Genomic DNA, 25,543 nt, shown 5'->3' with positions numbered 1-25,543 from the left:
CCGATAAAATAAAGGAGATATTTATCTCCTTTATTTTATCGGTTTATTGGTACTGCATGGTTTATGTGCCTATTTTACCACACGTAATGTCGGGCGGCCTTTTGGTGGTTGAGGTGGTTCATCATCCGGAGAATTATCATCACGCAGTGTTTTCGTGTCACGAATCAGCACCAGATTATCAGCTACCGGAGAATCGGAATCTTCCTGCCCAGACCCCGCTTCATAGGCTACTTCTGGCTCAAACATCATTCCGGCCCCATTTTCACGGGCATAAACCGCGATCACAGCAGACATAGGAACAGAAACCTGACGTGCTACCCCACCAAAACGAGCATTGAAGCGAACTTCGTCATTGGCTAATTCCAAATTACCAACCGCCCGTGGGGAAATATTCAGGATGATCTGCCCGTTCTGCGCATATTCTATCGGAACGCTTACTCCATATTGAGTAACATCCACAACGATATGCGGAGTCAAGTCATTATCCAGCAGCCACTCATAGTGTGCCCGCAGTAAATAAGGGCGGCGGGGAGATATTTGAGTCATACCCATACATTAACTCCGTGACTGTAAACGTATTTCACGCTCCGCTTCTGTCAATGAAGCCAGAAACGCATCACGTTCAAATACACGTTGCATATAGACTTGAAGATCTTTGGCTCCCGGGCCAGACAACTCAACACCCAGTACAGGTAACCGCCACAACAGAGGAGAGAGATAACAATCTACCAGACTGAATTCATCGCTCATGAAGAAAGACATCTCTCTGAAAATAGGTGCTATTGCCAGCAACTCTTCAGCAAGCTGTTTCCGTGCAGCATTGGCTTCCTGTATATTCCCTTCCTGAATTTTATACATCAGGGAATACCAATCCTTTTCAATTCTGTGCATCATCAAACGGCTGGAGCCACGTGCAACAGGGTATACAGGCATGAGCGGCGGATGCGGGAAACGCTCATCCAAATATTCCATTATGATGCGAGAATCATAAAGAGTCAGCTCACGATCAACGAGGGTAGGAACCGTCTGATACGGGTTCAGATCAATAAGATCCTGCGGCAAATTGCCTGCTTCAACGTGTTCTATTTCAACGCTGACCCCTTTTTCCGCCAGTACAATGCGCACTTGATGGCTAAAAATGTCGGTCGGGCCGGAAAACAGAGTCATTACCGAACGTTTGTTGGCAGCGACAGCCATGAAAACCTCCAAGTTTATCTAAAAAAGGAACGAACAGCCCTTCAATGAACAATGGCTATTCTCGCTCATATTCTCATCCGGCTTCGCGCTTATTATCTGAGGATTATAGACAAGTCAGGCAAACGCATGGATAAGGCAAAAAATTGTCACTAGTCTACCAGATTTTGAACATTTTGTGGGGAAGTAGAATAAGAATTAATGATGATATATCAGAGTTCAGAGATTTATCTCTGCAATATGCTTTTTTTCTGGAAAAAAAAGAGTATTCACAAAGGTAAGAAAACCCGAAGATAAAAAACCCGCCATTTTTATGGCGGGTTTCAACATTAATCCAATGCCACCATTGTGGCAAAAAATTAACGCTTGGAGAACTGTGGACGACGACGTGCTTTACGCAGACCCACTTTCTTACGTTCAACCTCACGAGCATCGCGAGTAACGAAGCCAGCTTTGCGAAGATCAGAACGCAGAGTCTCGTCATAAGCCATCAGTGCACGGGTGATACCGTGACGGATTGCGCCTGCCTGACCAGAGATACCACCACCTTTAACAGTGATGTACAGATCCAGTTTGTCCAACATGTCAACCAGCTCAAGTGGCTGACGAACAACCATGCGCGCAGTTTCACGACCGAAGTAAACTTCGAGGCTGCGTTGGTTGATTACGATGTTACCGCTACCTGGCTTAATGAAGACACGAGCGGAAGAGCTTTTGCGGCGACCAGTGCCGTAGTATTGATTTTCAGCCATTGCCTATAATCCCGATTAAATGTCCAGAACTTGTGGTTGCTGTGCCGCGTGGTTGTGCTCACTGCCCGCGTAAACTTTCAGTTTACGGTACATTGCACGACCCAGTGGCCCTTTTGGCAGCATGCCTTTAACCGCGATTTCAATGACACGCTCAGGACGGCGGGCAATCATCTCTTCAAAGGTCGCTTGCTTGATACCACCGATGTGACCAGTGTGGTGATAATAGATTTTGTCAGCACGTTTGTTGCCAGTTACAGCAACTTTCTCTGCGTTAACAATAATGATGTAATCACCAGTATCAACGTGCGGAGTGTATTCCGCTTTGTGCTTGCCGCGCAGGCGACGAGCTATTTCAGTTGCAAGACGGCCCAGAGTTTTGCCGTCTGCGTCAACAACATACCAGTCGCGTTTTACGGTTTCTGGTTTAGCTGTAAAAGTTTTCATTAAAGCTTACCCAATTATAAGTTACATGTTGGTGAACGCTCGAGGTTCAGAAACTTTTTTGAGGTTCACACGACTCATGTCCAGCAAACCTACCCCTTCGAATAGCCTATGCCGGCACTAATGCAAGTTTTTCGGGAAATAAAAAATCCTGCTGTAACGTGGGGTCGCGAGATTATAGAGAAGTCGCTATAAAAAATCGACCCCAAATTCAATAATTATCCCGCCAGATAACAGTAATCCGGGCGAAATCTCTCTATAATTTCACCGAATATCAAGGCAGGTGCGGGCGCTGCAAATATTCCTCACTCTGCATTTCCTGTAAACGGGACAGGCAACGCTGGAACTCAAAACGGAGTAATTCTCCCTGATAAATCTCTTCCATTGGCGCTTCAGCATTGATGATCAATTTCACGTGACGTTCATAGAATTCATCGACCAATGCAATGAAACGCCGCGCAGCACTCTCATTCAACACCGTCATCACCGGTACGTCGTGCAGCAAAACAGAGTGGTAGATTTTAGACAAAGCAATATAGTCCAACTGACTCCGGGGATCCTCACACAACGTCTTGAAATTGATTGCCAACACACCATCAACACTGTTAATCGCAGGCATCTTACGATGGTTAATCTCCAGCATCGGAGCTGGCTCACCTTCCCGACCGGCTAGACGCAGGAAAACCTGATGCATCTCCTGGTGAGTACTTTCCGACAGTGGCGTCAAATAAAGATGTGCCTGAGTGAGCGTCCGCAATCGATAATCAATTCCGGCATCCACATTCATCACGTCACAATATTTTTTGATTTGTTCAATCGCTGGCAGGAAACGCGCGCGTTGTAACCCGTTCCGATACAGTTCATCTGGTGGGATATTTGATGTTGCCACCAGTGCAATTCCCCGCCTGAACAGAGCTTCTAACAATGTGCCGAGGATCATGGCATCCGTAATGTCAGAAACAAAAAATTCATCAAAGCAGAGTACATCCGTTTGTGTTTTGAAACCATCCGCCACAACTTCCAGAGGGTTTTCGTGCCCCTGTAGTTCAGTTAATTCTTCATGTACTCGCAGCATAAAACGGTGGAAATGAAGGCGTAATTTCCGTTCAGTAGGTAAGCTCTGGAAAAACATATCCATCAACCATGTTTTCCCTCGTCCCACGCCTCCCCACATATAAAGCCCCTGAACCGGACGAATCTGTTCTGTTGATGAACGCTTCAATAATTTACTCAATAGACCCTTCAATCCGTTTGCTTTCACGCCACCTGAATGTAAGGTATTACTGGCAGAAAACTGCACAAGATCATGATAGATCATATCCAGGCGGACAACTGTATTGTGTTGCACTTCATCAGGTTGATACTGACCATCAGACAGCGCAGTTTGGTAAAGAGACGAAGGTGTAATCGGTGACATTAACGTGGCAATCCTTAAAAATTTTTTATTCCCGGTCTACATACCTTGGGTATAACTCACAACCTATCATGACAAATTCGTATAAAATTAACATCTCAGGTGATATATAAATTAATTAAATAATAATCAATATTCCACTCTGACTGAATTAGCGGTTATAGTGATAGCTGTGATGTTAATAAAGGAGTTGCCATGACTTGGGAATACGCACTGATCGGATTAATTATTGGTTTTATCATCGGAGCACTGGCTGTCCGCTTTGGCAGCACAAAATTGCGGCAGCAAAATGCTGTACAAGCAGAACTGGAGAAAAATCGGGCAGAACTTGAAGAGTATCGCAAAGAGCTGGTCAGTCATTTTGCCCGCAGCGCTGAATTGCTAGATAATATGGCTCGCGATTATCGCCAGTTGTATCAGCATATGGCCAAAAGCTCCAATGAACTGATGCCAAACATGCCTGTACAGGATAATCCCTTTAATTACCGTCTTAACGAATCCAAGACCGATACTAATCAAATCGTCACCGATATGCCTCCGCGAGACTATTCTGAAGGTGCATCCGGCCTGTTTCGTCCAATTCAAGACCAAAAACAATAAATCCTCTTGCCGTGGTAACAATCGGTGCCACGGCAAGTTACTTTATCCTGTTGTATATGTTTGTTTTTTATTTTTTACTCAGGTAAATCCCTGTAAAGACATTCAACAAAACTACATTATTAGTGAACTTTGCTGAATACTTGGTAGTCATAACTGCAACGAAACAATTATGCTTGAGACCTGTCTCAATCAGTGTAATTTCTCAGAAAACAGAATTTCCTTATGAGATGGGAATTTTAAGTACGATTTTCCTTTTCTGGCTTAGGTATGTAAGAGAACGTATTCAATGAAAAGTAAAAACACATTGCTCAGCGCACTCGCGATCAGTATTGGATTATCTTTGGCTTCGGTTCCAATAGTAAGTAATGCAGCTTTACCTGCTGCCATGGCCTCTCAAGAATTGCCGAGCCTAGCTCCAATGCTGGAAAAAGTTCTTCCTTCCGTCGTTTCCGTACATGTTGCTGGTACTGAGGTGCAAACCCAACAGCTCCAGCTACCAGAAGACTTCCAATTCTTCTTTGGGCCAGGTTTTCCGCCAATGGAAAAAAGAAGCCGTCCATTCCAGGGATTAGGTTCTGGTGTCATTATCAATGTCGATAAAGGGTACGTACTTACTAACAATCACGTCATCAACAATGCAGATAAAATTAAAGTCCAGCTAAACGACGGGCGTGAATATTCGGCCAAACTCATCGGGCGTGACCCACAAACTGACATTGCTCTTTTACAGTTAAAAGATGCCAAAAATCTGACTGCCATCAAATTTGCTAACTCAGATCAGCTACGTGTCGGTGACTATGCTGTTGCCATCGGCAACCCATTTGGGCTAGGGCAAACCGTTACCTCAGGGATCATTTCCGCCCTTGGCCGTAGTGGCCTGAATCTGGAAGGTCTGGAAAACTTTATTCAGACCGATGCTTCCATTAACCGAGGTAACTCTGGTGGTGCTCTGATTAACCTGAAAGGGGAGCTTATCGGCATTAATACCGCTATCGTCGCACCAAGCGGTGGCAATGTTGGTATTGGTTTTGCAATCCCAAGTAATATGGCCAAGAACTTAGCAGATCAGCTGATTGCTCATGGTGAAGTAAAACGTGGCCTGCTCGGTATCAGAGGCACCGAAATGTCAGCAGATATCGCCAAAGCACTGAATATTGATGCACAACAAGGTGCATTTGTCAGTGAAGTCACGCCTAAATCTGCTGCGGCTAAAGCCGGTATTAAGCCAGGAGATGTGCTGGTCTCCATTGATGGCAAAAAAATTAATAGCTTTGCTGAGTTAAGGGCGAAGATTGGCACTACCCTTCCAGGTAAAGAGGTCAAAGTTGGTTTACTGCGTAAAGGGAAGCCAATGGAAGTAACTGTCATACTGGAAAACAGTGAAAATCAGGCAACTAAAGCGGAAAAACTGAGTATTGCTCTGCAAGGTGCAACTCTCAGCACTAGCATAGTCAATAACACTCCTGGCGTAAAAGTCGATGCAGTTGCCAAAAATTCATCAGCGGCAATGGTCGGTTTGCAGAAGAATGATTTGATTATCGGTGCTAATAATGTTCGTGTTAAAAACATCAACGAACTGCAAAAGATACTGGAAGAAAAACCATCCGTTATTGCCCTGAATATTCTGCGTGGTAGCGATAACATTTACCTGTTGCTGCATAATTAATCAATATATACCTCTATGAATTTCAGGTTGTAGTGTGACAACAAACAGTGTGACAACAAACAATCTGAAAGATAAAAGGTATAGAAAAGGCAGACACAGCATAAGCTGTGTCTGCTCGCTTCTGTGCTATGCTTTTTTAACTTATTGATTATTGAATAATGCCATGCTGATCAAATTACTGCGCTCCATATTGGTAGGATTACTTATTGCAGCGATTTTACTGGTTGCCATACCATCACTGCGTCCCAATAAGTTAAATAATTTCCTATACAGCAACGACACAGAAAAACCTTCCAGTTACAGTCAGGGCGTTCGCCGGGCAGCTCCTGCTGTCGTTAACATCTACAGCACCAGCATAGGTAGCTTTTCCCATGAACCACGGGAGCTTATCCCACTGGGTTCCGGTGTCATCATGAGTGAACAGGGTTACATACTCACCAACAAACACGTCATCAATAAAGTGGGATCTATTATTGTGGCGTTGCAAGATGGGCGTTTTTATGAGGCGCTGTTGGTAGGCTCTGATGGCCCGACCGATCTAGCTGTCCTCAAGATAAACGCCGAAAATCTCCCAGTGATCCCGATCAATCTCAAACACACTCCCTATGTGGGCGATATCGTGCTGGCAATCGGCAACCCTTACAACTTAGGGCAGACGATTACTCAAGGCATTATCAGTGCGACCGGGCGTGTCGGACTCAGCCCGACACGGCGACAGAATTTTCTGCAAACAGACGCGTCAATTAATCAGGGTAGTTCCGGCGGCGCACTGGTCAATACATTGGGGGAGCTGGTGGGCATCAATACACTGTCATTTGATAAGTCTGAATTTGGTTCTACTCCTGAAGGATTAGGATTTGCTATTCCCACAGAGCTTGCAACAAAAATCATGCAGAAATTAATCCGTGATGGACGAGTTATCAGAGGATATATTGGTATTTCAACAAAAGAATTGCCTAATATTCGTTCTTCAGGAACCAATATTCATCAAATTCAGGGAGTTCGGGTTTTCCAACTTTTACCGGGCAGCCCCGCGAAAAAGGCAGGTATTCAAGTGGGGGATATCATCATTAGCTTCAACCACAAGCCTGCAATTTCACCTCCCGAAATAATGGATCAGGTTGCTGAAATCCGTCCCGGTAGCGTCGTTCCTGTTACCGTCTTACGCGATGGCCAAACTCTCACTTTCAACATTACGATTGAGGAATTTGATGAACACTGAGATCCATCATTAGATGGGAAACGCTCAGGCTTTCAGTTCAACTCTTTCCCAAATTCTCCCCGCGAATTCTCTCCCCTCATAAATTGGGGGAGAGAGTATATTTATCTTACTTAATGCGTTCGATATTGGCACCCAGACCACGCAACTTATCTTCAATATGTTCGTAGCCCCGGTCAATATGATAAATCCGGTCAACGGTGGTCGTTCCTTCCGCAATACAGCCAGCTAATACCAAACTGGCAGAAGCGCGTAAATCCGTTGCCATCACCTGAGCACCAGATAATTTTTCTACGCCGCGGCAAAGTACCGTGTTACTCTCAATTTCTGCATGTGCGCCCATACGAATCAATTCAGGGATATGCATAAAACGATTTTCAAAAATAGTTTCGGTGATCATGCCTGCACCTTCAGCGACAATATTCAGTAAACTAAATTGTGCCTGCATATCAGTCGGAAAGCCCGGATGCGGTGCGGTACGGAATGTTACCGCTTTTGGTCGTTTACCATGCATATCCAAACTAATCCAGTCATCACCTACCTGAATATCAGCTCCGGCTTCACGTAACTTAGCCAAAACGGCATCCAATGTATCCGGCTTAGCCTTGCGACAGATAACCTTTCCACGGGAAATAGCCGCTGCAACAAGAAAAGTTCCTGTTTCGATGCGATCAGGCAATACACGATAAACACCACCACCTAAACGCTCGACACCTTCAATCAGAATGCGATCAGTTCCTGCTCCCGTAATTTTTGCGCCCAATGTATTCAGGAAATTGGCCGTATCTTCGATTTCAGGTTCACGTGCTGCATTTTCAATGATGGTCTTGCCTTCCGCCAGCGTTGCTGCTGTCATAATAGTTACCGTCGCACCGACACTCACTTTATCCATGACGATGCTGGCACCTTTTAAACGACCGTCCACAGATGCCTTAACATACCCTTCTTCCAGTACAATCTTCGCACCAAGCTGTTCCAGTCCGGAAATATGAAGATCGACAGGGCGGGCTCCGATCGCGCAACCACCGGGCAAAGAAACCTGTCCCTGCCCAAAACGGGCTACCAGTGGTCCCAATGCCCAAATGGAAGCACGCATGGTTTTAACCAGTTCATAAGGCGCACAATATTCATTGACTCTTCTGGCATCAACAAATACCGAACCTTTACGTTCCACTTTCGTTCCCAAACGGTTCAGCAGTTTGATTGTGGTATCAATGTCTTTTAATTCAGGAACATTCTGTAATTCAACTGGCTCTTCCGCCAGCAACGCTGCGAACAGGATTGGTAATGCGGCATTTTTTGCCCCGGAAATAGTCACCTCTCCTGACAAGCAGGTAGGCCCTTTCACTCGAAATTTATCCATCAGTCATGATTCTCTTATTTAATTCAAAGTGTGCTGTTTGCGGCGAAGCAAACAACCTCAAAATCCCTGGAGCTTGCGGTCACGTTGCCATTGTGCTGGTGTATAAGTTTTAATTGACAAGGCGTGAATACGGTTATCAGCGATATATTCCATCAGAGGTGCATAAACTGCCTGCTGTTGTTTGACACGGCTTAGCTCACCAAAAATTTCACCCACTGCAATTACCTGAAAATGGCTGCCATCACCGCTAACGATAACTTCATCAAGCACCAACTTTTCCATCAGTACTTTTTTAATTTCATTAATATCCATAGGTTGCTCACATTCGCTGTTAAAATAATAGTAGACGCCTATCGTAATGGAATCCAGACGACTCTTAAACCAAGAAAAACGCCCTTATAAGACAAGCACTCATAAGGGCGATAATTATACCCACCGTCTTTCTGGTGAATTATTCTCAGGTTATAAATGGTCTGCAAAGTATCTTTGCAGACCATAAAGCGTAATCAGCGTTTTCAGGCGCTCTCCTATACCAGAAAATGTCAGCGCTTTGCCTTGTTGCTGCCTGTCACCTTTTACGCGAACAAATAAGGCCAGCCCCGTGGAATCCACATGTTCAAGTTGGGAAACATCAATATTATCTATCTGAGCCAATACGCTGTCTCTTTCCTGCCAAAAGGATAACAGGCTATCGCGATCCAACGTACCTTTCAGAAACAGTGTGTTTCCTTCTTGTTCCCAACTTAACTGCATTCTATCAAGCACTTTATCCTTTTCCCGGTTTTTCATATCACTTTTTCTTTTCCAAAGTGATTGGAACTTGTGCACTGATTTTCAATTGCTCAGTTAACCCACTGATACCTTTCTGGCGCAGAATTTCCGACCACTCATTCTGTTTCGTCGTAATCATGCTCACCCCTTCTGCTATCATGTCGTAAGCCTGCCAGTACCCGGTTTTACTGTTTTTGCGCCACTGAAAATCGAGACGAACAGGTGGTTGACCATTAGGATCTGTGATGGTGACACGGATAGCTACGATGGTCTTATCATCCAGTGGTTGCTCAGGAGCAATTTGGTAATTTTGTCCATGATACATTGCCAGAGCCTGACCATAAGCTTGCTCCAGATAAGACTCAAATGCCTTGAAATAAACGTCACGCTGCTCTGGTGTCGCTTGCTTATAGTAAGGCCCCAATACCAATGCTCCTGCATATTTTGCCTGTACATAAGGCATTAATTCCTGATGCACAATCTGACGCAGTATTTCAGGATTCGCCTGAATCTGCGGCTGTTCATTCTTTAGACGAGAGAACGTTTTTTCTGCTGCATCTTTCATTAATGCATAAGGGTTGGTTTGATCAACAGCACTGGCGAATGGTGCAACCACCAGTAAGGCAGCCATAAGTAATCGCTTAAACATCATTGGCATTTCTCCTAAGCAGTGGATTATTGGTTAGTGTGCCTGTGCGGGAACAGCAGAAGATTGACGATGATCTCCACCCCCACTCTTGTACAGGAACTGACCAATTAAGTCTTCAAGAACCATTGCAGGTTTGGTGTCCTCAATCCGATCTCCATCTTTCAGCATGGTGACGCCCAAATCAGGATCATCAAACCCTACATTCAACGCGACATATTGTTCACCTAACAGACCTGAGGTCCGAATAGAAAGAGAACTGGAACTTGGAATATTGTCGTACTGCGTGAAAATATCCAGATCGACCTGTGGAGTATAGGTTTTCTTATCCAGCCAGATTTTCCCTACCCGACCAATAACAACGCCCCCGATTTTGACAGGGGAACGTTCTTTCAATCCACCAATATTGTCAAATGCAGCAGTGACACGATAAGTGGTCTGGCTACCGAAAGACCGAATATCAGCGACTTTCAGACATAAAAAAATGATTGCTGCCAGTGCAATTAAGACAAAACCCCCAACCCAAATTTCATTTTTCTTACTTTGCATCGAATTAGTTCCCAAACATCAGTGCCGTCAGCACAAAATCCAAGCCCAATACTGCCAACGACGCATGAACCACTGTGCGCGTCGTTGCCCTGCTGATCCCTTCCGATGTTGGGATAGCATCATAACCATTGAACAGCGCGATCCATGTAACCGTGATGGCAAAAACTACGCTCTTTAGAAAACAATTAAGTATATCTTTCTGCCATTCCACCGCTGACTGCATGGAAGACCAGAAAAAACCACCATCAATGCCTTTCCAATCCACACCAACCATCACGCCGCCCAGAATGCCAACTGCAACAAAAATAAGTGATAACAAAGGCATACTGATAAAGCCAGCCCAGAAACGTGGGGCAACTACCCGACGCAATGGGTCAACTGCCATCATTTCCAAACTGGAAATTTGTTCTGTAGCTTTCATCAGACCAATTTCTGCGGTCAATGCAGATCCTGCGCGACCAGCAAACAAGAGTGCCGTCACTACCGGGCCTAATTCCCGCAACAGCGATAAAGCTACCATCATGCCAAGGCTACCTTCAGCACTGAAAGTTCTCAGCACCAAATAGCCCTGTAACGCCAAAACCATGCCAATAAATAAACCTGAAACGACAATAATCAGCAGTGACTGAACACCTACGCTATAAAGCTGCTGACGCAATAATAACCACTGTCTGGCAGGTTCCGGTTTACCAATAATTGCGCTGAACAGCATGAACCCCGCACGACCGAATGAAGCGACAACTTCAATCGCACGCCTGCCCAATGTTGCCAATGCCCGTGTTAACATCAACATTCCATTATCCTAATAACTATTTTGTTATTAACTAATTTTATTAGCTAATAACTCGGTTTTATAATCCCCCGCAGGGAAACGGAAAGGCACTGGCCCATCAGCAATGCCATCAAGGAACTGTCGTACCCGTTGATCCTGATTCATTTTCAACTGCTCCGGTGTACCTTCTGCAATAACCTTTTGTTCAGCCACAATGTAAGCATAATCAGCAATGCTCAATACTTCAGGAACATCATGAGAAACCACAACACAGGTGACACCAAGAGCATGATTGAGTTCATCGATCAACTTCACCAGAACACCCATTGTAATCGGATCCTGACCAACAAATGGCTCATCAAACATGATTAAATTAGGATCCAGTGCAATCGCCCTCGCCAAAGCTGCCCGCCTTGCCATACCTCCAGACAACTCCGATGGCATCAATTGAGCGGCACCACGCAATCCTACGGCTTCCAGTTTCATCATTACCGTAGTATAAATTAACTCCTCGGGCAGCTCAGTATGCTCACGTAAGGGAAAAGCAACGTTGTCAAAAACATTCAGATCCGTAAACAATGCACCTGACTGAAATAACATGCTCATTTTCTTACGGACAGCATAAAGGCGTGAGCGGGATAATGCTGGGATATTATCGCCATCAAACCAAATTTCACCACGTTCAGGACGGATTTGCCCACCAATCAAACGCAGTAGAGTCGTTTTTCCAATACCGGAAGGGCCCATGATAGCGGTTATTTTTCCTTTTGGGACGGTCAGATTAATATCAGCAAAAATTGGGCGTTGACCACGAGTGAAATACATACCGTTGATCTCAATAAGATTTTTTGTTTGTTGACTCATTATTGATAGCCCTTAATCGTTAATAAACTAATTGCTTACTGTTTCCAAATAATCAGTGATGCATACTACAAAAAAATTGCCAAATTTGCGTTAGCAAAGTGATAGCAAATTTTACTTTTTATCATTCGACCTTCAGAATATATAACTCTGACTAAATAAATATTTTTATTTACAAATCAATCAACACTGGCATTGTGCTCAAATAAATCTTTATCTAAGGAACACATCATGTTTCTGACTATTGTACTGCTCATTACTGGGTTGATTTTACTGGTGTATGGTTCTGATAGATTAGTATATGGTGCTGCGGTGTTTGCCCGCGCACTAAAAATACCGCCTTTTATTATCGGCCTGGTGGTCATGGGAATCGGCACCTGTTTGCCAGAATTGATGGTATCTGTCACCGCAAGTCTGAATGGGCTACCAAACATGGCTGTGGGTAATGCAATCGGTTCTAATATTACAAATTTACTGTTGATTACCGGCGCCGTCGCACTTATTCGTCCAATAACAGTGCAATCAGAAATTCTGCGGCGAGAATTGCCCCTGATGTTGCTGATTATGGGATTTGCAGGCTACTTGTTGTCTAATAACTACCTGAGTCGTTTGGATGGCATTGTTCTGTTGTTTACCGCCCTATTTTTTATATCAATAATGATAAAAATGACAGCCAACTCCCAATGTAATGATATCGACAACTACACACGGGAGCGGGACTCAGAACTGCCCGTCGAAGGCAACAAAGGGATCGCGCTGCTTTGGGTTGTTTTAGGGTTAATTATCCTGCCGATATCTACCCGCATGGTAATTGATAATGCCACCGTGATTGCGCATATTTATGGTATCAGTGATCTGGTTATTGGACTGACAATTTTAGCTGTGGGAACAAGCCTGCCTGAACTTGCTACTTCTATTGCTGCGGCCATTAAAGGCGAAAATGATATGGCAATAGGAAATATCATTGGTTCTAATGTTTTCAACATGACTTTTGTATTAGGTATTTCCAGCATATTTTCACCCAGCGTTATTTCATCCTATGCCTTTTCCCGGGATTTTTGGATCATGATGGCAGCAAGTGTACTATTCACGATATTCTGTGTAAGGAGAAAACATCGGTTGAACCGATTGAACGGCGGGTTATTACTCGGCTGTTTTATCGCTTATTTTGTCGTACTTTTTGTGATGTCTGGTGATTAATATCCGGTGATTAATGTACTGAATAATTACCGATTGAATGGGAAGAAGTGGGAGTAAAAATGCCTAAGATTGATTTTCAGCAAGCAGGTAAGAGAGTATTACATATCGAACTCGACGGATTAGCGAGGTTGGAACAATACATCAATGATGATTTCAGCAAAGCCTGTGAATTAATGTTTGGCTGCGAGGGCAAAGTCATTGTCATGGGGATGGGAAAATCCGGCCACATAGGAAGGAAAATGGCAGCAACATTTGCCAGCACCGGAACTCCGTCGTTCTTTGTCCACCCGGGAGAAGCCAGTCACGGTGATCTCGGCATGGTAACCCCAAAAGACATTGTAATAGCCATTTCCAATTCCGGTGAATCCAATGAGATCCTCGCCTTAATTCCAATACTTAAGCGGCAAAAAGTCCCACTCATCTGTATGACAAATAACTGTAACAGTAGTATGGGTAAAGCCTCTGATGTCCATTTGTGCATCAAAACACCACAAGAAGCCTGCCCATTGGGATTGGCTCCCACAACCAGCACAACCGCAACGTTGGTCATGGGCGATGCCCTGGCCCTTGCACTACTGGAAGCCCGTGGTTTTACCACAGAAGATTTCGCCCTTTCCCATCCCGGTGGTGCACTTGGACGCAAACTTTTGCTACTGACCAGTGACCTAATGACCACTGGTGATAATATTCCTCGAGTACCCCGCACTGCCACCCTGCGTGAAGCATTGATAGAAATCACACGAAAAAAACTGGGCATGACGGTCATCTGTGGTGGTGATATGCAGATCGATGGTATCTTTACTGACGGGGATCTACGCCGCGTTTTCGATATGGGTATCGATTTAAACAACGCCAAAATTTCTGACGTCATGACCACGGGAGGGGTCCGCATCAAACCGAATGCGTTAGCTGTTGATGCCCTGAATCTGATGCAATCACGCCATATTACCTCCCTACTGGTTACAGAAGGCAACACCTTGCTTGGTGTATTACATATGCACGATCTATTGCAAGCAGGAGTTGTATAAAAACCCGTCATATAAGTCTGGTAAAATAGTACTGAACAGGCCTGCAACCAAAGGCCTGTCACAATTTAATACTAGTTACAACACTAGTGAAATAATGTAGTAGAGAATTCCTGAATGAAGCAAAACGAATATCTGGATACCTGTTATGGCCCAGTTAATAAAGAAATTATCGAGAAAGCCAAAAAGATCCGCTTATTGATCTGCGATGTTGATGGTGTGATGTCAGATGGCCTGATATACATGGGCAATGAGGGTGAAGAGCTGAAAGCCTTCAATGTTCGTGATGGTTACGGTATCCGTTGTTTAATTACCTCCGGTATCGAAGTTGCAATCATAACTGGCCGCCAAGCCAAGTTGCTGGAAAATCGTGCAAAAACCCTTGGTATTACATATCTTTACCAAGGTCAGAACGATAAGATTTTGGCGTATCAGGAACTGTTGGATAAACTAGCGCTACAACCTGAACAGGTTGCCTATATCGGCGATGATCTGATTGATTGGCCTGTAATGGCTCAGGTCGGGTTATCAGCTGCGGTGGCCGATGCTCACCCACTATTGCTGCCGAAGGCGAATTATGTAACTCAGATTGCTGGTGGTCGTGGGGCAGTCAGAGAACTTTGTGATTTGGTGCTTTTCGCTCAGAATAAGCTTGAAGATGCCAAAGGGTTATCAATATAAAATATGAACTGAAAAAAGAATGAGCAGAACTCAATCCTGGCTGATCGCAATACTGACTTTGATTGTGCTTGCATTGATTGGCTGGAATTTATCCAATTCAAATCAAGACACTTCATCACCAATTTTAGATGATAGTTATCCTACTTACCAAACAGAGGAAGCCATCACATTTGTTTATGATCCAGGGGGTAAATTGGCTTATAAACTCGTGGCAGATGATGTTAAAAATTATACGGAAACAAAACTGACTTGGTTTACCAAGCCAGTTTTGACTACTTTTGATGCTAACAGCTCATCCACACCCCCGAAACCGACATGGACAATACGCGCCAATAAAGCAAAACTTACCCATGATGATATGCTCTACTTACATGGGGATGTCCAAGTGGACAGCTTGAATGACGCATCACAATTGCAAAAGATCACAACAGATAATGCAACAGTCAATCTCGTGACTCAGGACGTCGTATCTGACGATAAAGTCACTTTAGAGGGAGTCGGACTGCAATCTGTTGGTATGAGAATGCGCGGCAATCTACGAGACAAAACTGCTGAATTGATTGAAAAGGTGAGCACTCGCTATGAGATTCCACATGAAGAACCTAATCCGTAATACCCTGATTACCAGTACACTGGTTGCAGTTAGCCAGCCTGCGCTGGCATTGAAAGATGACACGCAAAAACCCATTACCATTGATTCAGCCAGACAATCTTTGGATGTAACGAGGAACGTTACCACATTTACGGATAATGTTATCGTAAAGCAAGGTTCTATCGATATTCGGGCTGATAAGGTTGTTGTTACCCGCCCTGACGGTGATTCGAAAAAAACCGTTATCGAAGCCTATGGCAATCCTGCAACGTTTTATCAATTACAGGATGATGGTAAACCCATCAAAGGCCATGCTTCGAAGATGCGCTATGAAATGGGTAGCGAGCTAGTCACACTGACAGGCAATGCTTATCTTGAACAGCTCGACAGTAACATCAAAGGCGATAAAATCACCTATTTAGTGCCAACACAGCAAATGGAAGCCTTTAGTGATAAAGGTAAACATGTCACCACCGTCCTGTTACCTTCTCAGTTGCAGGAAAAAGGCCCTAGTGTTAACAACGCTGATGTTAACAACACTGATGTTCATAAAAAGAGTAAATAACGACGTATGGCAATATTAAACGCGGACAATCTGGCAAAAGCTTATAAGGGACGTAAGGTTGTTGAAGATGTCAGCCTGAAAGTAAAATCAGGTGAAATTGTGGGCCTGCTTGGGCCAAACGGTGCAGGTAAAACCACAACTTTCTATATGGTCGTTGGCATTGTGCCACGTGATGCAGGTACTATCACAATAGACCATGAGGATATCAGCCTGCTACCTCTGCATGAACGTGCCCGCCGGGGCATCGGTTACTTACCACAGGAAGCCTCAATCTTCCGCCGGCTGAGCGTGTACGATAATTTAATGGCGGTTCTTGAAATCCGTAAGGATATCAATCAGGAACAGCGCAAAGCACGCGCCGAAGAATTAATGGAAGAGTTTCATATTTCTCATTTGCGTAACAATCTTGGTCAATCATTGTCCGGTGGTGAACGCCGCCGTGTGGAAATCGCCCGCGCACTGGCCGCTAATCCTAAATTTATTCTGTTGGATGAACCTTTTGCAGGTGTTGACCCTATTTCTGTTCTTGATATTAAAAAGATCATTCAACACCTACGTGACTGTGGTCTGGGTGTTCTAATTACTGATCATAACGTCCGTGAAACACTGGATGTTTGTGAACGTGCTTACATTGTCAGTCAGGGGCATTTGATAGCCCATGGTACACCAGAAGATATCCTTAGCAATGAGCAAGTTAAGCGAGTTTATCTGGGCGAGGGTTTCCGGCTTTAAGGCTCATCGTCAGGCAAAATTCGAGGGCATTCAGTTCAGGAGTATTAAGGATCAGTGCAGGAGGAAGTGAGAACGTTATGAAGCAAAGTTTGCAACTCAAGCTCAGTCAGCAATTGACGATGACGCCGCAACTTCAGCAAGCTATCCGTTTGTTGCAACTTTCTACGCTTGAACTTCAGCAGGAGATCCAACTGGCTTTGGAAGCCAACCCTATGCTTGAGCAAGAAGAACTGCACCAGGAAATTGATACCCAAGGTTATTCTGATACGGAAACAGCACCTGATGCAGAGACATATCCTGATACCGAAACAAAAGTCATGGATACTCTTGAAGCCCTTGAGCAACGAGATATGCCTGAAGAGCTTCCCCTTGATACCAGTTGGGATGAAATTTACACCGCAGGTACATCCCTGGGAACAAAAAGTGACTACAGCGCAGATGATTTCCCCGTCTATCAAGGTGAAACAACCCAGACATTACAAGATTATTTAATGTGGCAGGCTACGCTGACTCCCTTTACTGAAACAGACTCAGCCATCGCCACATCGATCATTGATGCCATTGACGAAACAGGCTACCTGACAGCCCCTGTCGAGGAGATTCTTGCCAGCATTGGTGATGATGAACTGACATTAGAAGAAGTCGAAACCGTACTCAAGCGTGTACAACACTTTGATCCCATTGGTGTTGCGGCACGTAATTTACGTGAGTGCCTGCTGATCCAGCTTGCAATGCTGCCAGCAGAAACACCTTACCTGAACGAAGCAAAACTGGTTACCAGCAAGTACCTTGAACTATTGGGCAACCGGGACTTTCGAAATTTGTTGCGACAGAGCAAATTAAAAGAAAGTGCATTAAAAGAAGCAATTGATATCATTCAGTCACTGGAGCCGAGGCCCGGATTAATGGTGAATACCGGAGAATCCGAATACGTTATTCCCGATGTATTAGTCCAGAAAGAGAATGAACGCTGGCAGGTCAGGCTGAATACCGACAACATCCCTCGTCTGCGCATTAATCAGCATTATGCTGCACTAGGGCAACAATCTCATAATGAGAGTGACAGCCTGTTTATCCGTAATAACCTGCAAGAAGCCAAGTGGCTGATAAAAAGCCTCGCAAGTCGCAATGAAACGTTATTGAAAGTCAGTAACTGCATTGTGGAGCGACAGCAAGATTTCTTTGAATATGGTGCGGAATACATGAAACCACTGGTACTGGCTGATATTGCCTATCAAGTTGACATGCATGAATCCACCATTTCCCGTGTGACAACCCAGAAGTATCTGCATAGTCCACGCGGGATTTTTGAATTGAAATATTTTTTCTCCAGTCACGTTAATACCGATAGCGGAGGCGAAGCCTCTTCTACGGCGATACGGGCACTGGTGAAAAAATTGGTCGCGGCAGAAAACCCGGCCAAGCCACTGAGTGACAGTAAATTGACAAACTTACTTGCCGAGCAAGGCATTCAGGTAGCACGTCGAACTGTCGCAAAATATAGAGAGTCGTTATCCATCCCGCCTTCAAACCAACGTAAAAAATTGGTTTGAACAACCCAGAGAAGGAAAACACTATGCAACTCAATGTTACAGGCCACAATCTTGAAATCACTGATGCACTACGCAACGTTGTGAACACAAAATGCGGCAAATTGGATCAATATTTCGATAAGATTAACCTTATTCAGGTCATCCTCCGAGTGGAAAAGGTGCAGAAGATCGCTGAAGCCACGGTGTATGTCAACGGAGGAGAGTTGCATGCGAGTTCAGAGCATGAAGATATGTATGCGGCAATTGATGCGCTGGCAGACAAACTGGCTCGTCAATTGACCAAACATAAAAGTAAATTGAGACAACATTAATAGCTTTCAGACAACAGGACTGTCATAAGATTAGCACTATTCTATCTATACCAATAGACTTCCGGTTGCATCAAAGTAGGCAATAAATGAACACAGCCAACAAAAGAAACAACCTGAAGGCTCAATGGCATAAGCATAAATAGTGCTCTGATACCAGATGTCTACACTCAGGCATCTGGTATTACAGTCTCTAAGTGAATAAAGAAATGAACAACGAAACAGATTTACCACTAAGTTCAGTGCTTTCATCCGAATGTACGCGTAACAACGTACTTTGTTCGAGTAAAAAGCGTGCCTTAGAGATTATCAGCGAGCTGGCATCAAAACAGCTTAATTTACCAGAAAATGCCGTATTTGAAGCCATTCTTTCCCGTGAGAAAGTGGGGACAACAGGTATTGGCAACGGAATTGCCATTCCTCACGGCAAGCTGGAAACAGAATGCGCAAATAATGCCGTTGGTGTATTTTTGCATCTGGAACAACCGATTACCTTTGATGCTATTGATAATCAGCCTGTTGACTTGCTATTTGCTTTATTGGTTCCATCTAACCAGTGCCAGATCCATTTACATTCACTCTCATTGATTGCAAAGCGGCTGTCAGATAAAAATCTCTGTCGTCGTCTGCGTTCAGCACAAAGTGATGAAGAACTATACAAAATCATTACTGAATAAATAACGATTACAATTGCGGTTACAATTGATTGCTGAAAAGCAATAAAAACAGCAGCGGTTCTAATGAACCGCTGAGACATTAAGGGGAGTCATCTCATGGTGCTGATGATAGTCAGCGGTCGTTCTGGTTCTGGTAAATCCGTAGCCCTGCGCGCGCTGGAAGATATGGGGTTCTATTGTGTGGATAACCTGCCGGTAGTGTTACTTCCGGAGCTGGCTAATACATTGGCTGAGCGTGATATTTCAGCAGCAGTCAGTATCGACGTGCGAAATATGCCGGAATCACCCGAAATTTTCGAAGAAGCACTGAAAAAATTACCGGACAGCTTTTCACCGCAGCTTCTGTTTCTTGATGCAGATCGTAACACATTGATCCGCCGTTACAGTGACACCCGGCGCTTGCATCCGCTCTCAAGTAAAAATCTGTCACTGGAAAGCGCCATCGACAAAGAGAGCGATCTACTGGAGCCGCTGCGTTCACGGGCAGATCTGATCATTGACACGTCTGAGATGTCAGTCCATGAACTGGCTGAAATGCTAAGAACGCGTTTATTGGGCAAACGCGAACGTGAATTGACAATGGTATTTGAATCTTTCGGCTTCAAACACGGTATTCCAATTGATGCAGATTACGTTTTCGATGTGCGCTTCCTGCCAAACCCACACTGGGATCCGAAACTGCGCCCGATGACGGGGTTGGATCGCCCTGTTGCCGCATTTTTGGATCGCCATACAGAAGTGCATAACTTTATTTACCAGACCCGCAGTTATCTTGAACTCTGGCTGCCGATGCTGGAAACCAATAACCGCAGCTACCTGACAGTTGCCATAGGTTGTACCGGCGGTAAACACCGTTCGGTTTATGTGGCGGAACAGTTGGCTGATTATTTCCGTTCCCGTGGTAAAAACGTGCAATCACGTCACCGCACACTGGAAAAACGTAAGTAACCGAACGTAACCAATCAAAATAAAACAGGCCATGACAGTCAAGCAGAGACTTGAGATTAAAAACCGACTCGGTATGCATGCCCGCCCTGCCATGAAACTGCATGACCTTGTGCAGCAGTTTCAATCTCAAGTCATCCTGCGCAACGGAAGCAATGTTCAGGCGGAGGCTCATAGTGTTATCACTATGCTGATGTTGGACTCCGAACAAGGTAGTTACATTGAAGTTGAAGCAACCGGGCCGGATGAACAACAGGCGCTGGCGGCTATTGTGGAGCTATTTAATTCCGGCTTTGATGAAGAATAAACTTACACGATTTTGCGGGATTGCAGCACAGACCACCATCTCTGTTTTCTCTCTATTTCTCTTGCATTCACTTACGTATAACCCCCCTTACTTTTCCCTTAATACTTCACTTCTATCCAGCAAGAACGGCAACAAACACAGTATTTGAAAACAAAAAAAGATAAAAAAACCTTCATAAATTCCATTATAAGATCCTTCCAAAAGGATAAATCAAGAAGCCTTACTTATTAAGTAAGTAAAACACCCCGACTATTTACAAATAATATTCATTAAATAATAAATGTTATCTATCAATAAATTAACGCTATTAAATCAGTTTGAAAAAAACTTATCATTAAAAGGAATTTATACACAAAGCATTATATGTACAGTTCCTACATTGGAGGTTTACTTCATGCGTTTTAATAAGACCACATTGGCTATCTTTCTTGGACTGACTTTATGCCAAAGTGCTGCTCAAGCGGCACCAGTACTTTCTTTAGATAATACTCAGGCAAAACGTGTTGCAGCTAACAACAATGCTTGGGTAGAAATCAACACTACCGCTTTCGAAAACAATATCAATACACTGGAAAAAAATCTGAACAAAGACACCAAAGTGTGTGCGATTCTGAAAGGCGATGCTTATGGTCATGGTATCGGTCTGCTGATGCCATCCATCATTAAAACTGGAGTACCTTGTGTAGGTATCACCAGTAACGAAGAAGCCCGCATCGTACGTGACAACGGCTTCAAAAGCCAGCTCATGCGTGTTCGCGCAGCTACTGTGAATGAAATTGAGAGCACCCTAGGCTATGACATGGAAGAAATAGTCGGTGATCTGGCAAGCGCCAAAGCTATTGATGCTCTGGCTAAAAAACATGGCAAAGAAATTCGTGTCCATTTAGTGCTGAACACTGGCCTCATGAGCCGTAACGGGCTGGAAATGAAAACTGAGCAGGGTAAACAAGAGGCTCTGCAAATTGTTCAACTGCCTAACCTGAAATTGGTCGGTATAATGAGCCACCATGCTCTCACCGACCTGAACGCCATCCGCAATAGTATTAAGAACTTCAATGAACAAACAGCCTGGTTGATCAAAGAAGCAAATCTGAAAAGAGACGAGATCACCTTACATGCATCCAGCTCTTTTGCATCACTGAGCATTCCGGAAGCTCAGTTTGATATGGTACGTGTTGGTAGTGCACTGTATGGCATGCTGTCTGACAGCTACCCAGAATACAATCATCTGATGCAGGTAAAAACCCGGGTTGCATCTGTTAAACCCTATCCTAAAGGTAATGGTGTCAGCTACGACAACACTCACATCCTAAAACGTGATTCTATGCTCGCTAACCTGCCAGTTGGTTTCTCTGATGGCTTCAGCTCTGCTATGTCAAACAAGGCATTTGTTTTGATTAACGGTCACCGTGCTCCGGTTGTTGGCCTCGTTTCCATGAATACCGTAATGGTGGATGTGACTGATCTGCCTGATGTGAAAAGTGGCGACGAAGTGGTGATTTTCGGTAAACAAGGTAATGAAGAAATTACCCAGTCTGAAATTCAGCAATGGAGTGGAATGCATATTGTTGAGCTATCTTCTATCTGGGGAGAAACCAATCCAAAGATCGTTGTTACAGGTTGATAATTTGTAATCCAATAATATAGGTCTGGCTAAACCTTATTTCATTAACAACACAAAACAGTTCGTGATCATGATCTCTTTATTTTCACGACAGAACAGCCTAATATCACTTTAATCACATTTGCAAATAACACCCCCCTCCTTGCGTTGCGGGGTGTTATTTTGTATTGAGCCTAATTTGGAGCGTGGTATGACAAAACCTAAAATTATTATCAATGAATTAGATGCAGAACGTTTAGATTCTCTGTTGGAACAAGCTGTATTTGCCAATAGCAGTATCGCAGATGCACTAAATGAAGAGCTGGATAGAGCTGAAATTGTGCCACCAGTAGAAATACCCGCAGATGTTGTTACAATGAACAGTGAAATTAAATTTATTGATTTCAGTAACAATGAAGAGCGAGTCCGAACCCTCGTTTACCCGTCTTCTCTGCAAGACAGCACAAAACAACTATCCGTGATGGCACCTTTAGGCGCTGCACTTTTAGGATTGCGAGTAAATGATGAAATAACCTGGGAATTGCCGAATGGTGAAAAAACCCGGATAAAAGTATTAGAGATACTTTACCAACCCGAAGCGGCAGGTGAATATCACCGTTAACTCGCAGCCAGCTCAGTAGAACCAAACTGGCTGTTGTTGATTGAGTATCCCTATTGACCGGCGATACTCATTTCCGGCAACAATACTGATCCACACTGAATGTTACTACGTGTTTCAATATCATTACCTATTGTCACCATATTTGCCCACATATCTTTCAGATTGCCCGCAATAGTGATCTCACTGACCGGATATTGTATTTCGCCATTTTCGACCCAAAAACCGGCTGCCCCACGAGAATAATCCCCAGTCACAGCACTGACGCCCTGTCCCATCAGTTCCGTCACTACCAGGCCGGTTCCCATTTCCTGTAGCAGACCTGCAAAATCTAACCCTCGCCCCGCGATACGCCAGTTATGAATCCCACCTGCATGGCCTGTACTCGTCAGCCCCAGTTTACGGGCAGAATATGACGTCAACAACCATGACTGTAAAATACCCTCTTTAATAATTTCACGCGGCAATGTGCGCACACCTTCACTATCAAACGGTGTAGAAGCCAACCCTCTCAGCAAATGTGGTTGTTCTTCAATGGTCAACCATGAAGGCAGGATCTGCTTACCCAGACTATCCAGCAAGAAAGATGATTTACGATAGATGCTGCTGCCGCTGATCGCTCCAACTAAATGACCAAACAGGCCGGTAGCGACTTCGGCAGAGAAAATCACAGGCGCTTTCATCGTCGAGAGTTTACGTGCACCTAAACGAGACAATGTACGATGCGCACTTTCCTGCCCAACCCATTCTGGCGATTGCAACTCATCAAAACGACGGTTCACAGTATAAGCATAATCACGCTCCATATTGCCATTCTGCTCTGCAATCACGCAGCTCGACATGGAATAGCGACTTGAACAATAGCTCTGTAGCATACCGTGACTATTACCAAAGACCCGAATACCATAATGACCATTAAAACTACCACCTTCGGTATTGGTAATACGCTGATCTGCCTGTAATGCAGCCTGTTCGGCACGGGCAGCCAACTCAATCGCCTTATCAGCATCCAAATCCGCAGGATGGAACAAATCCAGCTCCGGTGCCTCAAACGTCAGTAACTCTTTGTCTGCGGGACCAGCACAAGGATCAGGTGAAGTGTAACGGGCGATATCAATGGCAGCCTGTACAGTACGTGCAATGGCTTCCGGGCTTAAATCGGTAGAAGAGGCACTACCTTTGCGCTGCTGGTGATAAACGGTGATCCCCAATGCACCATCACTGTTAAACTCAACATTTTCGACTTCACTGAAACGGGTACTGACACTAATCCCCATCGTTTTATTGACTGCGACTTCCGCAGCATCACTGCCTGTTTTTGCTAATTCCAGAGCGTGAGAAACCGCATCTTCCAGTTGTTTGCGCTGCTCCGCAATTTGTTGCTTGGTAACTATCATTAATTAACCATATGAATTAAAGAGAAAATTTATCAGGAAAAATGCGTGTTTCGGCTTTCAATATCAATGCCGAGTGGTAATCAGGCAATTTTCCCAGTTACAATACACGATATTAGGATGTTAACACCCACCGGACGATAGGTCATGTTCCAAAGTGTACCTTATCCGGCCTTTTTAGAAGGAAAACGATTATGGCAAAGCAGCCTGAAGATTGGCTCGACAATTATCCTGCTGAAGAGGAAGAAGAAGAGATAATCTGGGTCAGTAAAAGTGAAATCAAGCGGGATGCTGAAATACTGAAAAAACTAGGGACAGAGCTGGTTGAATTAAGCAAGGGCGAGCTGGAACGTATTCCGTTGGACGAAGATCTGCTGGCCGCTATTGAATTGGCACAGAAAATCAAGCGTGAAGGTCGCCGTCGTCAATTACAACTGATTGGCAAATTGTTGCGGGCCCGTGATCCTGAGCCAATTACCACTGCGCTGGATAAACTGAAAAACCGTCATAACCAGCAGGTTGTGATGCTACATAAGCTGGAAGAATTGCGGGATAAGTTACTTGAGAGCGACAGCGCCCTTGAAGAAGTCGTAACGCTATATCCACACACAGATCGTCAGCAACTGCGGACGCTGATACGCAATGCTAAAAAAGAGAAAGCAGCGAACAAGCCACCGAAATCCTACCGTCAGATCTTCCAATATCTGAAAGAGCTATCAGAATCGGCTTAGTATCCTCTCCACCGCCATTTCGTTGAGAACTGGCGGTAAAAATAGTGCCGTCCTGGTCAATACCACACGAGCCGGGTTGATAGAAACAGGTGCACTTGAGAAAGCCCTCGATCTGGGTACTCCGGGTTTTGCAGCACTAGATATTTTTGATATTGAACCCATTTGGGATACCAATCACTCTTTATTAAAACGAGATAACGTCCTATGCAGCCCGCATATCGGTTATGTTACTAAAAGCTGTTATAACATTTATTTCGACAGTGCATTTAAGAATGTTGAGAAATATTTTTCCGGTGATGATAGCCATGTTATTAATAAATAATCAGTAACCTAGGCAACCTAATTTTAAGTCAGTTTGAAGCT

At 44.3% G+C, this 25,543-nt stretch carries 31 protein-coding genes; 18 read left to right on the top strand and 13 right to left on the bottom strand.

Features of this window, described 5'->3' with window-relative positions; translation table 11 throughout:
- Positions 1-69: 69 nt before the first annotated feature.
- From sspB to zapE, 5 genes are all read right to left on the bottom strand, one after another.
- The gene (gene sspB, locus HGO23_RS02105; RefSeq protein ID WP_209027808.1) at positions 70-552 is read right to left on the bottom strand and encodes a ClpXP protease specificity-enhancing factor; all 483 of its coding nucleotides are present in this window, start codon (positions 550-552) and stop codon (positions 70-72) included.
- Between the two features lie 3 nt (positions 553-555).
- The gene (gene sspA / locus HGO23_RS02100; RefSeq protein WP_209027806.1) at positions 556-1,197 is read right to left on the bottom strand and encodes a stringent starvation protein SspA; all 642 of its coding nucleotides are present in this window, start codon (positions 1,195-1,197) and stop codon (positions 556-558) included.
- Positions 1,198-1,553: 356 nt separating this feature from the next.
- On the bottom strand, positions 1,554-1,946 hold the full coding sequence (rpsI, locus tag HGO23_RS02095) for a 30S ribosomal protein S9 (protein WP_021323578.1): 393 nt from the start codon (positions 1,944-1,946) through the stop codon (positions 1,554-1,556).
- 15 nt (positions 1,947-1,961) lie between these two features.
- A complete protein-coding gene (rplM, locus tag HGO23_RS02090) occupies positions 1,962-2,390 on the bottom strand; it encodes a 50S ribosomal protein L13 (RefSeq protein ID WP_038259580.1) in 429 nt (142 codons plus the stop codon).
- A 271-nt stretch (positions 2,391-2,661) separates the two neighbouring features.
- On the bottom strand, positions 2,662-3,804 hold the full coding sequence (gene zapE / locus HGO23_RS02085) for a cell division protein ZapE (protein ID WP_099136166.1): 1,143 nt from the start codon (positions 3,802-3,804) through the stop codon (positions 2,662-2,664).
- 192 nt (positions 3,805-3,996) lie between these two features.
- On the opposite strand from zapE, the gene zapG reads away from it, so the two are divergent.
- From zapG to degS, 3 genes are all read left to right on the top strand, one after another.
- Positions 3,997-4,401, top strand: coding sequence for a Z-ring associated protein ZapG (gene zapG, locus HGO23_RS02080; protein WP_099136165.1), 405 nt, complete (start codon positions 3,997-3,999; stop codon positions 4,399-4,401).
- A 286-nt stretch (positions 4,402-4,687) separates the two neighbouring features.
- Entirely contained in the window at positions 4,688-6,067 is a 1,380-nt protein-coding gene (degQ, locus tag HGO23_RS02075) for a serine endoprotease DegQ (RefSeq protein ID WP_099136164.1), read from the top strand.
- 163 nt (positions 6,068-6,230) lie between these two features.
- Complete coding sequence (degS, locus tag HGO23_RS02070) at positions 6,231-7,289, top strand: outer membrane-stress sensor serine endopeptidase DegS (protein ID WP_209027804.1); 1,059 nt, start codon at positions 6,231-6,233, stop codon at positions 7,287-7,289.
- A 106-nt stretch (positions 7,290-7,395) separates the two neighbouring features.
- Here the strand turns inward: degS and murA are convergent, their stop codons facing one another.
- The 7 genes from murA to mlaF form a co-directional block, all read right to left on the bottom strand.
- Positions 7,396-8,649 (bottom strand): UDP-N-acetylglucosamine 1-carboxyvinyltransferase, encoded by a 1,254-nt coding sequence (gene murA / locus HGO23_RS02065; protein WP_209027802.1) that lies wholly within the window; start codon positions 8,647-8,649, stop codon positions 7,396-7,398.
- Between the two features lie 57 nt (positions 8,650-8,706).
- Positions 8,707-8,961 (bottom strand): BolA family iron metabolism protein IbaG, encoded by a 255-nt coding sequence (ibaG, locus tag HGO23_RS02060; protein WP_099136161.1) that lies wholly within the window; start codon positions 8,959-8,961, stop codon positions 8,707-8,709.
- Positions 8,962-9,111: 150 nt separating this feature from the next.
- Positions 9,112-9,438 carry a lipid asymmetry maintenance protein MlaB gene (gene mlaB, locus HGO23_RS02055; protein WP_099136160.1) on the bottom strand — a complete coding sequence of 109 codons (327 nt, stop codon included), beginning with the start codon at positions 9,436-9,438 and terminating at the stop codon, positions 9,112-9,114.
- Between the two features lies 1 nt (position 9,439).
- Positions 9,440-10,069, bottom strand: a complete 630-nt coding sequence (mlaC, locus tag HGO23_RS02050) for a phospholipid-binding protein MlaC (protein ID WP_209028675.1) — start codon at positions 10,067-10,069, stop codon at positions 9,440-9,442.
- Between the two features lie 33 nt (positions 10,070-10,102).
- Positions 10,103-10,615: an outer membrane lipid asymmetry maintenance protein MlaD gene (gene mlaD / locus HGO23_RS02045; protein WP_099136159.1), complete on the bottom strand. Its 513-nt coding sequence runs from the start codon at positions 10,613-10,615 to the stop codon at positions 10,103-10,105.
- A 4-nt stretch (positions 10,616-10,619) separates the two neighbouring features.
- On the bottom strand, positions 10,620-11,402 hold the full coding sequence (mlaE, locus tag HGO23_RS02040; RefSeq protein WP_209028674.1) for a lipid asymmetry maintenance ABC transporter permease subunit MlaE: 783 nt from the start codon (positions 11,400-11,402) through the stop codon (positions 10,620-10,622).
- A 33-nt stretch (positions 11,403-11,435) separates the two neighbouring features.
- Positions 11,436-12,251: a phospholipid ABC transporter ATP-binding protein MlaF gene (mlaF, locus tag HGO23_RS02035; protein ID WP_099136157.1), complete on the bottom strand. Its 816-nt coding sequence runs from the start codon at positions 12,249-12,251 to the stop codon at positions 11,436-11,438.
- A gap of 228 nt (positions 12,252-12,479) precedes the next feature.
- Between mlaF and HGO23_RS02030 the strand changes: the two genes are divergently transcribed.
- From HGO23_RS02030 to rnk, 13 genes are all read left to right on the top strand, one after another.
- Entirely contained in the window at positions 12,480-13,448 is a 969-nt protein-coding gene (locus tag HGO23_RS02030; protein ID WP_209027800.1) for a calcium/sodium antiporter, read from the top strand.
- A gap of 59 nt (positions 13,449-13,507) precedes the next feature.
- On the top strand, positions 13,508-14,476 hold the full coding sequence (gene kdsD, locus HGO23_RS02025) for an arabinose-5-phosphate isomerase KdsD (protein ID WP_099136155.1): 969 nt from the start codon (positions 13,508-13,510) through the stop codon (positions 14,474-14,476).
- A gap of 114 nt (positions 14,477-14,590) precedes the next feature.
- Positions 14,591-15,154: a 3-deoxy-manno-octulosonate-8-phosphatase KdsC gene (kdsC, locus tag HGO23_RS02020; RefSeq protein WP_099136154.1), complete on the top strand. Its 564-nt coding sequence runs from the start codon at positions 14,591-14,593 to the stop codon at positions 15,152-15,154.
- Positions 15,155-15,173: 19 nt separating this feature from the next.
- Positions 15,174-15,767, top strand: coding sequence for an LPS export ABC transporter periplasmic protein LptC (gene lptC / locus HGO23_RS02015; protein WP_099136153.1), 594 nt, complete (start codon positions 15,174-15,176; stop codon positions 15,765-15,767).
- The gene (gene lptA / locus HGO23_RS02010) at positions 15,748-16,311 is read left to right on the top strand and encodes a lipopolysaccharide ABC transporter substrate-binding protein LptA (RefSeq protein WP_099136152.1); all 564 of its coding nucleotides are present in this window, start codon (positions 15,748-15,750) and stop codon (positions 16,309-16,311) included. The genes lptC and lptA overlap by 20 nt, the downstream gene beginning before the upstream one ends.
- Before the next feature lie 6 nt (positions 16,312-16,317).
- On the top strand, positions 16,318-17,043 hold the full coding sequence (gene lptB / locus HGO23_RS02005; RefSeq protein ID WP_209027798.1) for an LPS export ABC transporter ATP-binding protein: 726 nt from the start codon (positions 16,318-16,320) through the stop codon (positions 17,041-17,043).
- 77 nt (positions 17,044-17,120) lie between these two features.
- Positions 17,121-18,596, top strand: a complete 1,476-nt coding sequence (rpoN, locus tag HGO23_RS02000; protein WP_209027796.1) for an RNA polymerase factor sigma-54 — start codon at positions 17,121-17,123, stop codon at positions 18,594-18,596.
- A 23-nt stretch (positions 18,597-18,619) separates the two neighbouring features.
- Positions 18,620-18,907: a ribosome hibernation promoting factor gene (gene hpf / locus HGO23_RS01995; RefSeq protein ID WP_038259564.1), complete on the top strand. Its 288-nt coding sequence runs from the start codon at positions 18,620-18,622 to the stop codon at positions 18,905-18,907.
- A gap of 206 nt (positions 18,908-19,113) precedes the next feature.
- Positions 19,114-19,581, top strand: a complete 468-nt coding sequence (gene ptsN / locus HGO23_RS01990; RefSeq protein WP_099136149.1) for a PTS IIA-like nitrogen regulatory protein PtsN — start codon at positions 19,114-19,116, stop codon at positions 19,579-19,581.
- Positions 19,582-19,677: 96 nt separating this feature from the next.
- Positions 19,678-20,529 carry an RNase adapter RapZ gene (gene rapZ, locus HGO23_RS01985; protein ID WP_209027795.1) on the top strand — a complete coding sequence of 284 codons (852 nt, stop codon included), beginning with the start codon at positions 19,678-19,680 and terminating at the stop codon, positions 20,527-20,529.
- A gap of 31 nt (positions 20,530-20,560) precedes the next feature.
- A complete protein-coding gene (gene npr / locus HGO23_RS01980) occupies positions 20,561-20,833 on the top strand; it encodes a PTS phosphocarrier protein NPr (protein WP_099136148.1) in 273 nt (90 codons plus the stop codon).
- A gap of 394 nt (positions 20,834-21,227) precedes the next feature.
- Positions 21,228-22,457, top strand: coding sequence for an alanine racemase (gene alr, locus HGO23_RS01975; protein ID WP_099136147.1), 1,230 nt, complete (start codon positions 21,228-21,230; stop codon positions 22,455-22,457).
- Positions 22,458-22,647: 190 nt separating this feature from the next.
- Positions 22,648-23,058 (top strand): nucleoside diphosphate kinase regulator, encoded by a 411-nt coding sequence (rnk, locus tag HGO23_RS01970; RefSeq protein WP_099136146.1) that lies wholly within the window; start codon positions 22,648-22,650, stop codon positions 23,056-23,058.
- A gap of 50 nt (positions 23,059-23,108) precedes the next feature.
- Here the strand turns inward: rnk and pmbA are convergent, their stop codons facing one another.
- Positions 23,109-24,452, bottom strand: a complete 1,344-nt coding sequence (gene pmbA / locus HGO23_RS01965; protein ID WP_209027792.1) for a metalloprotease PmbA — start codon at positions 24,450-24,452, stop codon at positions 23,109-23,111.
- A 191-nt stretch (positions 24,453-24,643) separates the two neighbouring features.
- Here pmbA and yjgA point away from each other — a divergent pair, with 191 nt between their 5' ends.
- The gene (gene yjgA, locus HGO23_RS01960; RefSeq protein ID WP_099136144.1) at positions 24,644-25,180 is read left to right on the top strand and encodes a ribosome biogenesis factor YjgA; all 537 of its coding nucleotides are present in this window, start codon (positions 24,644-24,646) and stop codon (positions 25,178-25,180) included.
- Positions 25,181-25,202: 22 nt separating this feature from the next.
- A complete protein-coding gene (locus tag HGO23_RS01955; protein WP_209027790.1) occupies positions 25,203-25,502 on the top strand; it encodes an NAD(P)-dependent oxidoreductase in 300 nt (99 codons plus the stop codon).
- Positions 25,503-25,543 lie beyond the last annotated feature (41 nt).

It is taken from the genome of Xenorhabdus budapestensis (assembly GCF_017743015.1).
Classification (GTDB): Bacteria; Pseudomonadota; Gammaproteobacteria; order Enterobacterales; family Enterobacteriaceae; genus Xenorhabdus; species Xenorhabdus budapestensis.
This window is presented reverse-complemented; position numbering and strand designations above follow the sequence as displayed.

Excerpts from the sequence above, each read along its gene's own strand:
- sspB (WP_209027808.1), bottom strand. The coding sequence starts at position 552 with ATGGGTATGACTCAAATATCTCCCCGCCGCCCTTATTTACTGCGGGCA.
- sspA (WP_209027806.1), bottom strand. The coding sequence starts at position 1,197 with ATGGCTGTCGCTGCCAACAAACGTTCGGTAATGACTCTGTTTTCCGGC.
- rpsI (WP_021323578.1), bottom strand. The coding sequence starts at position 1,946 with ATGGCTGAAAATCAATACTACGGCACTGGTCGCCGCAAAAGCTCTTCC.
- rplM (WP_038259580.1), bottom strand. The coding sequence starts at position 2,390 with ATGAAAACTTTTACAGCTAAACCAGAAACCGTAAAACGCGACTGGTAT.
- zapE (WP_099136166.1), bottom strand. The coding sequence starts at position 3,804 with ATGTCACCGATTACACCTTCGTCTCTTTACCAAACTGCGCTGTCTGAT.
- zapG (WP_099136165.1), top strand. The coding sequence starts at position 3,997 with ATGACTTGGGAATACGCACTGATCGGATTAATTATTGGTTTTATCATC.
- degQ (WP_099136164.1), top strand. The coding sequence starts at position 4,688 with ATGAAAAGTAAAAACACATTGCTCAGCGCACTCGCGATCAGTATTGGA.
- degS (WP_209027804.1), top strand. The coding sequence starts at position 6,231 with ATGCTGATCAAATTACTGCGCTCCATATTGGTAGGATTACTTATTGCA.
- murA (WP_209027802.1), bottom strand. The coding sequence starts at position 8,649 with ATGGATAAATTTCGAGTGAAAGGGCCTACCTGCTTGTCAGGAGAGGTG.
- ibaG (WP_099136161.1), bottom strand. The coding sequence starts at position 8,961 with ATGGATATTAATGAAATTAAAAAAGTACTGATGGAAAAGTTGGTGCTT.
- mlaB (WP_099136160.1), bottom strand. The coding sequence starts at position 9,438 with ATGAAAAACCGGGAAAAGGATAAAGTGCTTGATAGAATGCAGTTAAGT.
- mlaC (WP_209028675.1), bottom strand. The coding sequence starts at position 10,069 with ATGTTTAAGCGATTACTTATGGCTGCCTTACTGGTGGTTGCACCATTC.
- mlaD (WP_099136159.1), bottom strand. The coding sequence starts at position 10,615 with ATGCAAAGTAAGAAAAATGAAATTTGGGTTGGGGGTTTTGTCTTAATT.
- mlaE (WP_209028674.1), bottom strand. The coding sequence starts at position 11,402 with ATGTTAACACGGGCATTGGCAACATTGGGCAGGCGTGCGATTGAAGTT.
- mlaF (WP_099136157.1), bottom strand. The coding sequence starts at position 12,251 with ATGAGTCAACAAACAAAAAATCTTATTGAGATCAACGGTATGTATTTC.
- HGO23_RS02030 (WP_209027800.1), top strand. The coding sequence starts at position 12,480 with ATGTTTCTGACTATTGTACTGCTCATTACTGGGTTGATTTTACTGGTG.
- kdsD (WP_099136155.1), top strand. The coding sequence starts at position 13,508 with ATGCCTAAGATTGATTTTCAGCAAGCAGGTAAGAGAGTATTACATATC.
- kdsC (WP_099136154.1), top strand. The coding sequence starts at position 14,591 with ATGAAGCAAAACGAATATCTGGATACCTGTTATGGCCCAGTTAATAAA.
- lptC (WP_099136153.1), top strand. The coding sequence starts at position 15,174 with ATGAGCAGAACTCAATCCTGGCTGATCGCAATACTGACTTTGATTGTG.
- lptA (WP_099136152.1), top strand. The coding sequence starts at position 15,748 with ATGAAGAACCTAATCCGTAATACCCTGATTACCAGTACACTGGTTGCA.
- lptB (WP_209027798.1), top strand. The coding sequence starts at position 16,318 with ATGGCAATATTAAACGCGGACAATCTGGCAAAAGCTTATAAGGGACGT.
- rpoN (WP_209027796.1), top strand. The coding sequence starts at position 17,121 with ATGAAGCAAAGTTTGCAACTCAAGCTCAGTCAGCAATTGACGATGACG.
- hpf (WP_038259564.1), top strand. The coding sequence starts at position 18,620 with ATGCAACTCAATGTTACAGGCCACAATCTTGAAATCACTGATGCACTA.
- ptsN (WP_099136149.1), top strand. The coding sequence starts at position 19,114 with ATGAACAACGAAACAGATTTACCACTAAGTTCAGTGCTTTCATCCGAA.
- rapZ (WP_209027795.1), top strand. The coding sequence starts at position 19,678 with ATGGTGCTGATGATAGTCAGCGGTCGTTCTGGTTCTGGTAAATCCGTA.
- npr (WP_099136148.1), top strand. The coding sequence starts at position 20,561 with ATGACAGTCAAGCAGAGACTTGAGATTAAAAACCGACTCGGTATGCAT.
- alr (WP_099136147.1), top strand. The coding sequence starts at position 21,228 with ATGCGTTTTAATAAGACCACATTGGCTATCTTTCTTGGACTGACTTTA.
- rnk (WP_099136146.1), top strand. The coding sequence starts at position 22,648 with ATGACAAAACCTAAAATTATTATCAATGAATTAGATGCAGAACGTTTA.
- pmbA (WP_209027792.1), bottom strand. The coding sequence starts at position 24,452 with ATGATAGTTACCAAGCAACAAATTGCGGAGCAGCGCAAACAACTGGAA.
- yjgA (WP_099136144.1), top strand. The coding sequence starts at position 24,644 with ATGGCAAAGCAGCCTGAAGATTGGCTCGACAATTATCCTGCTGAAGAG.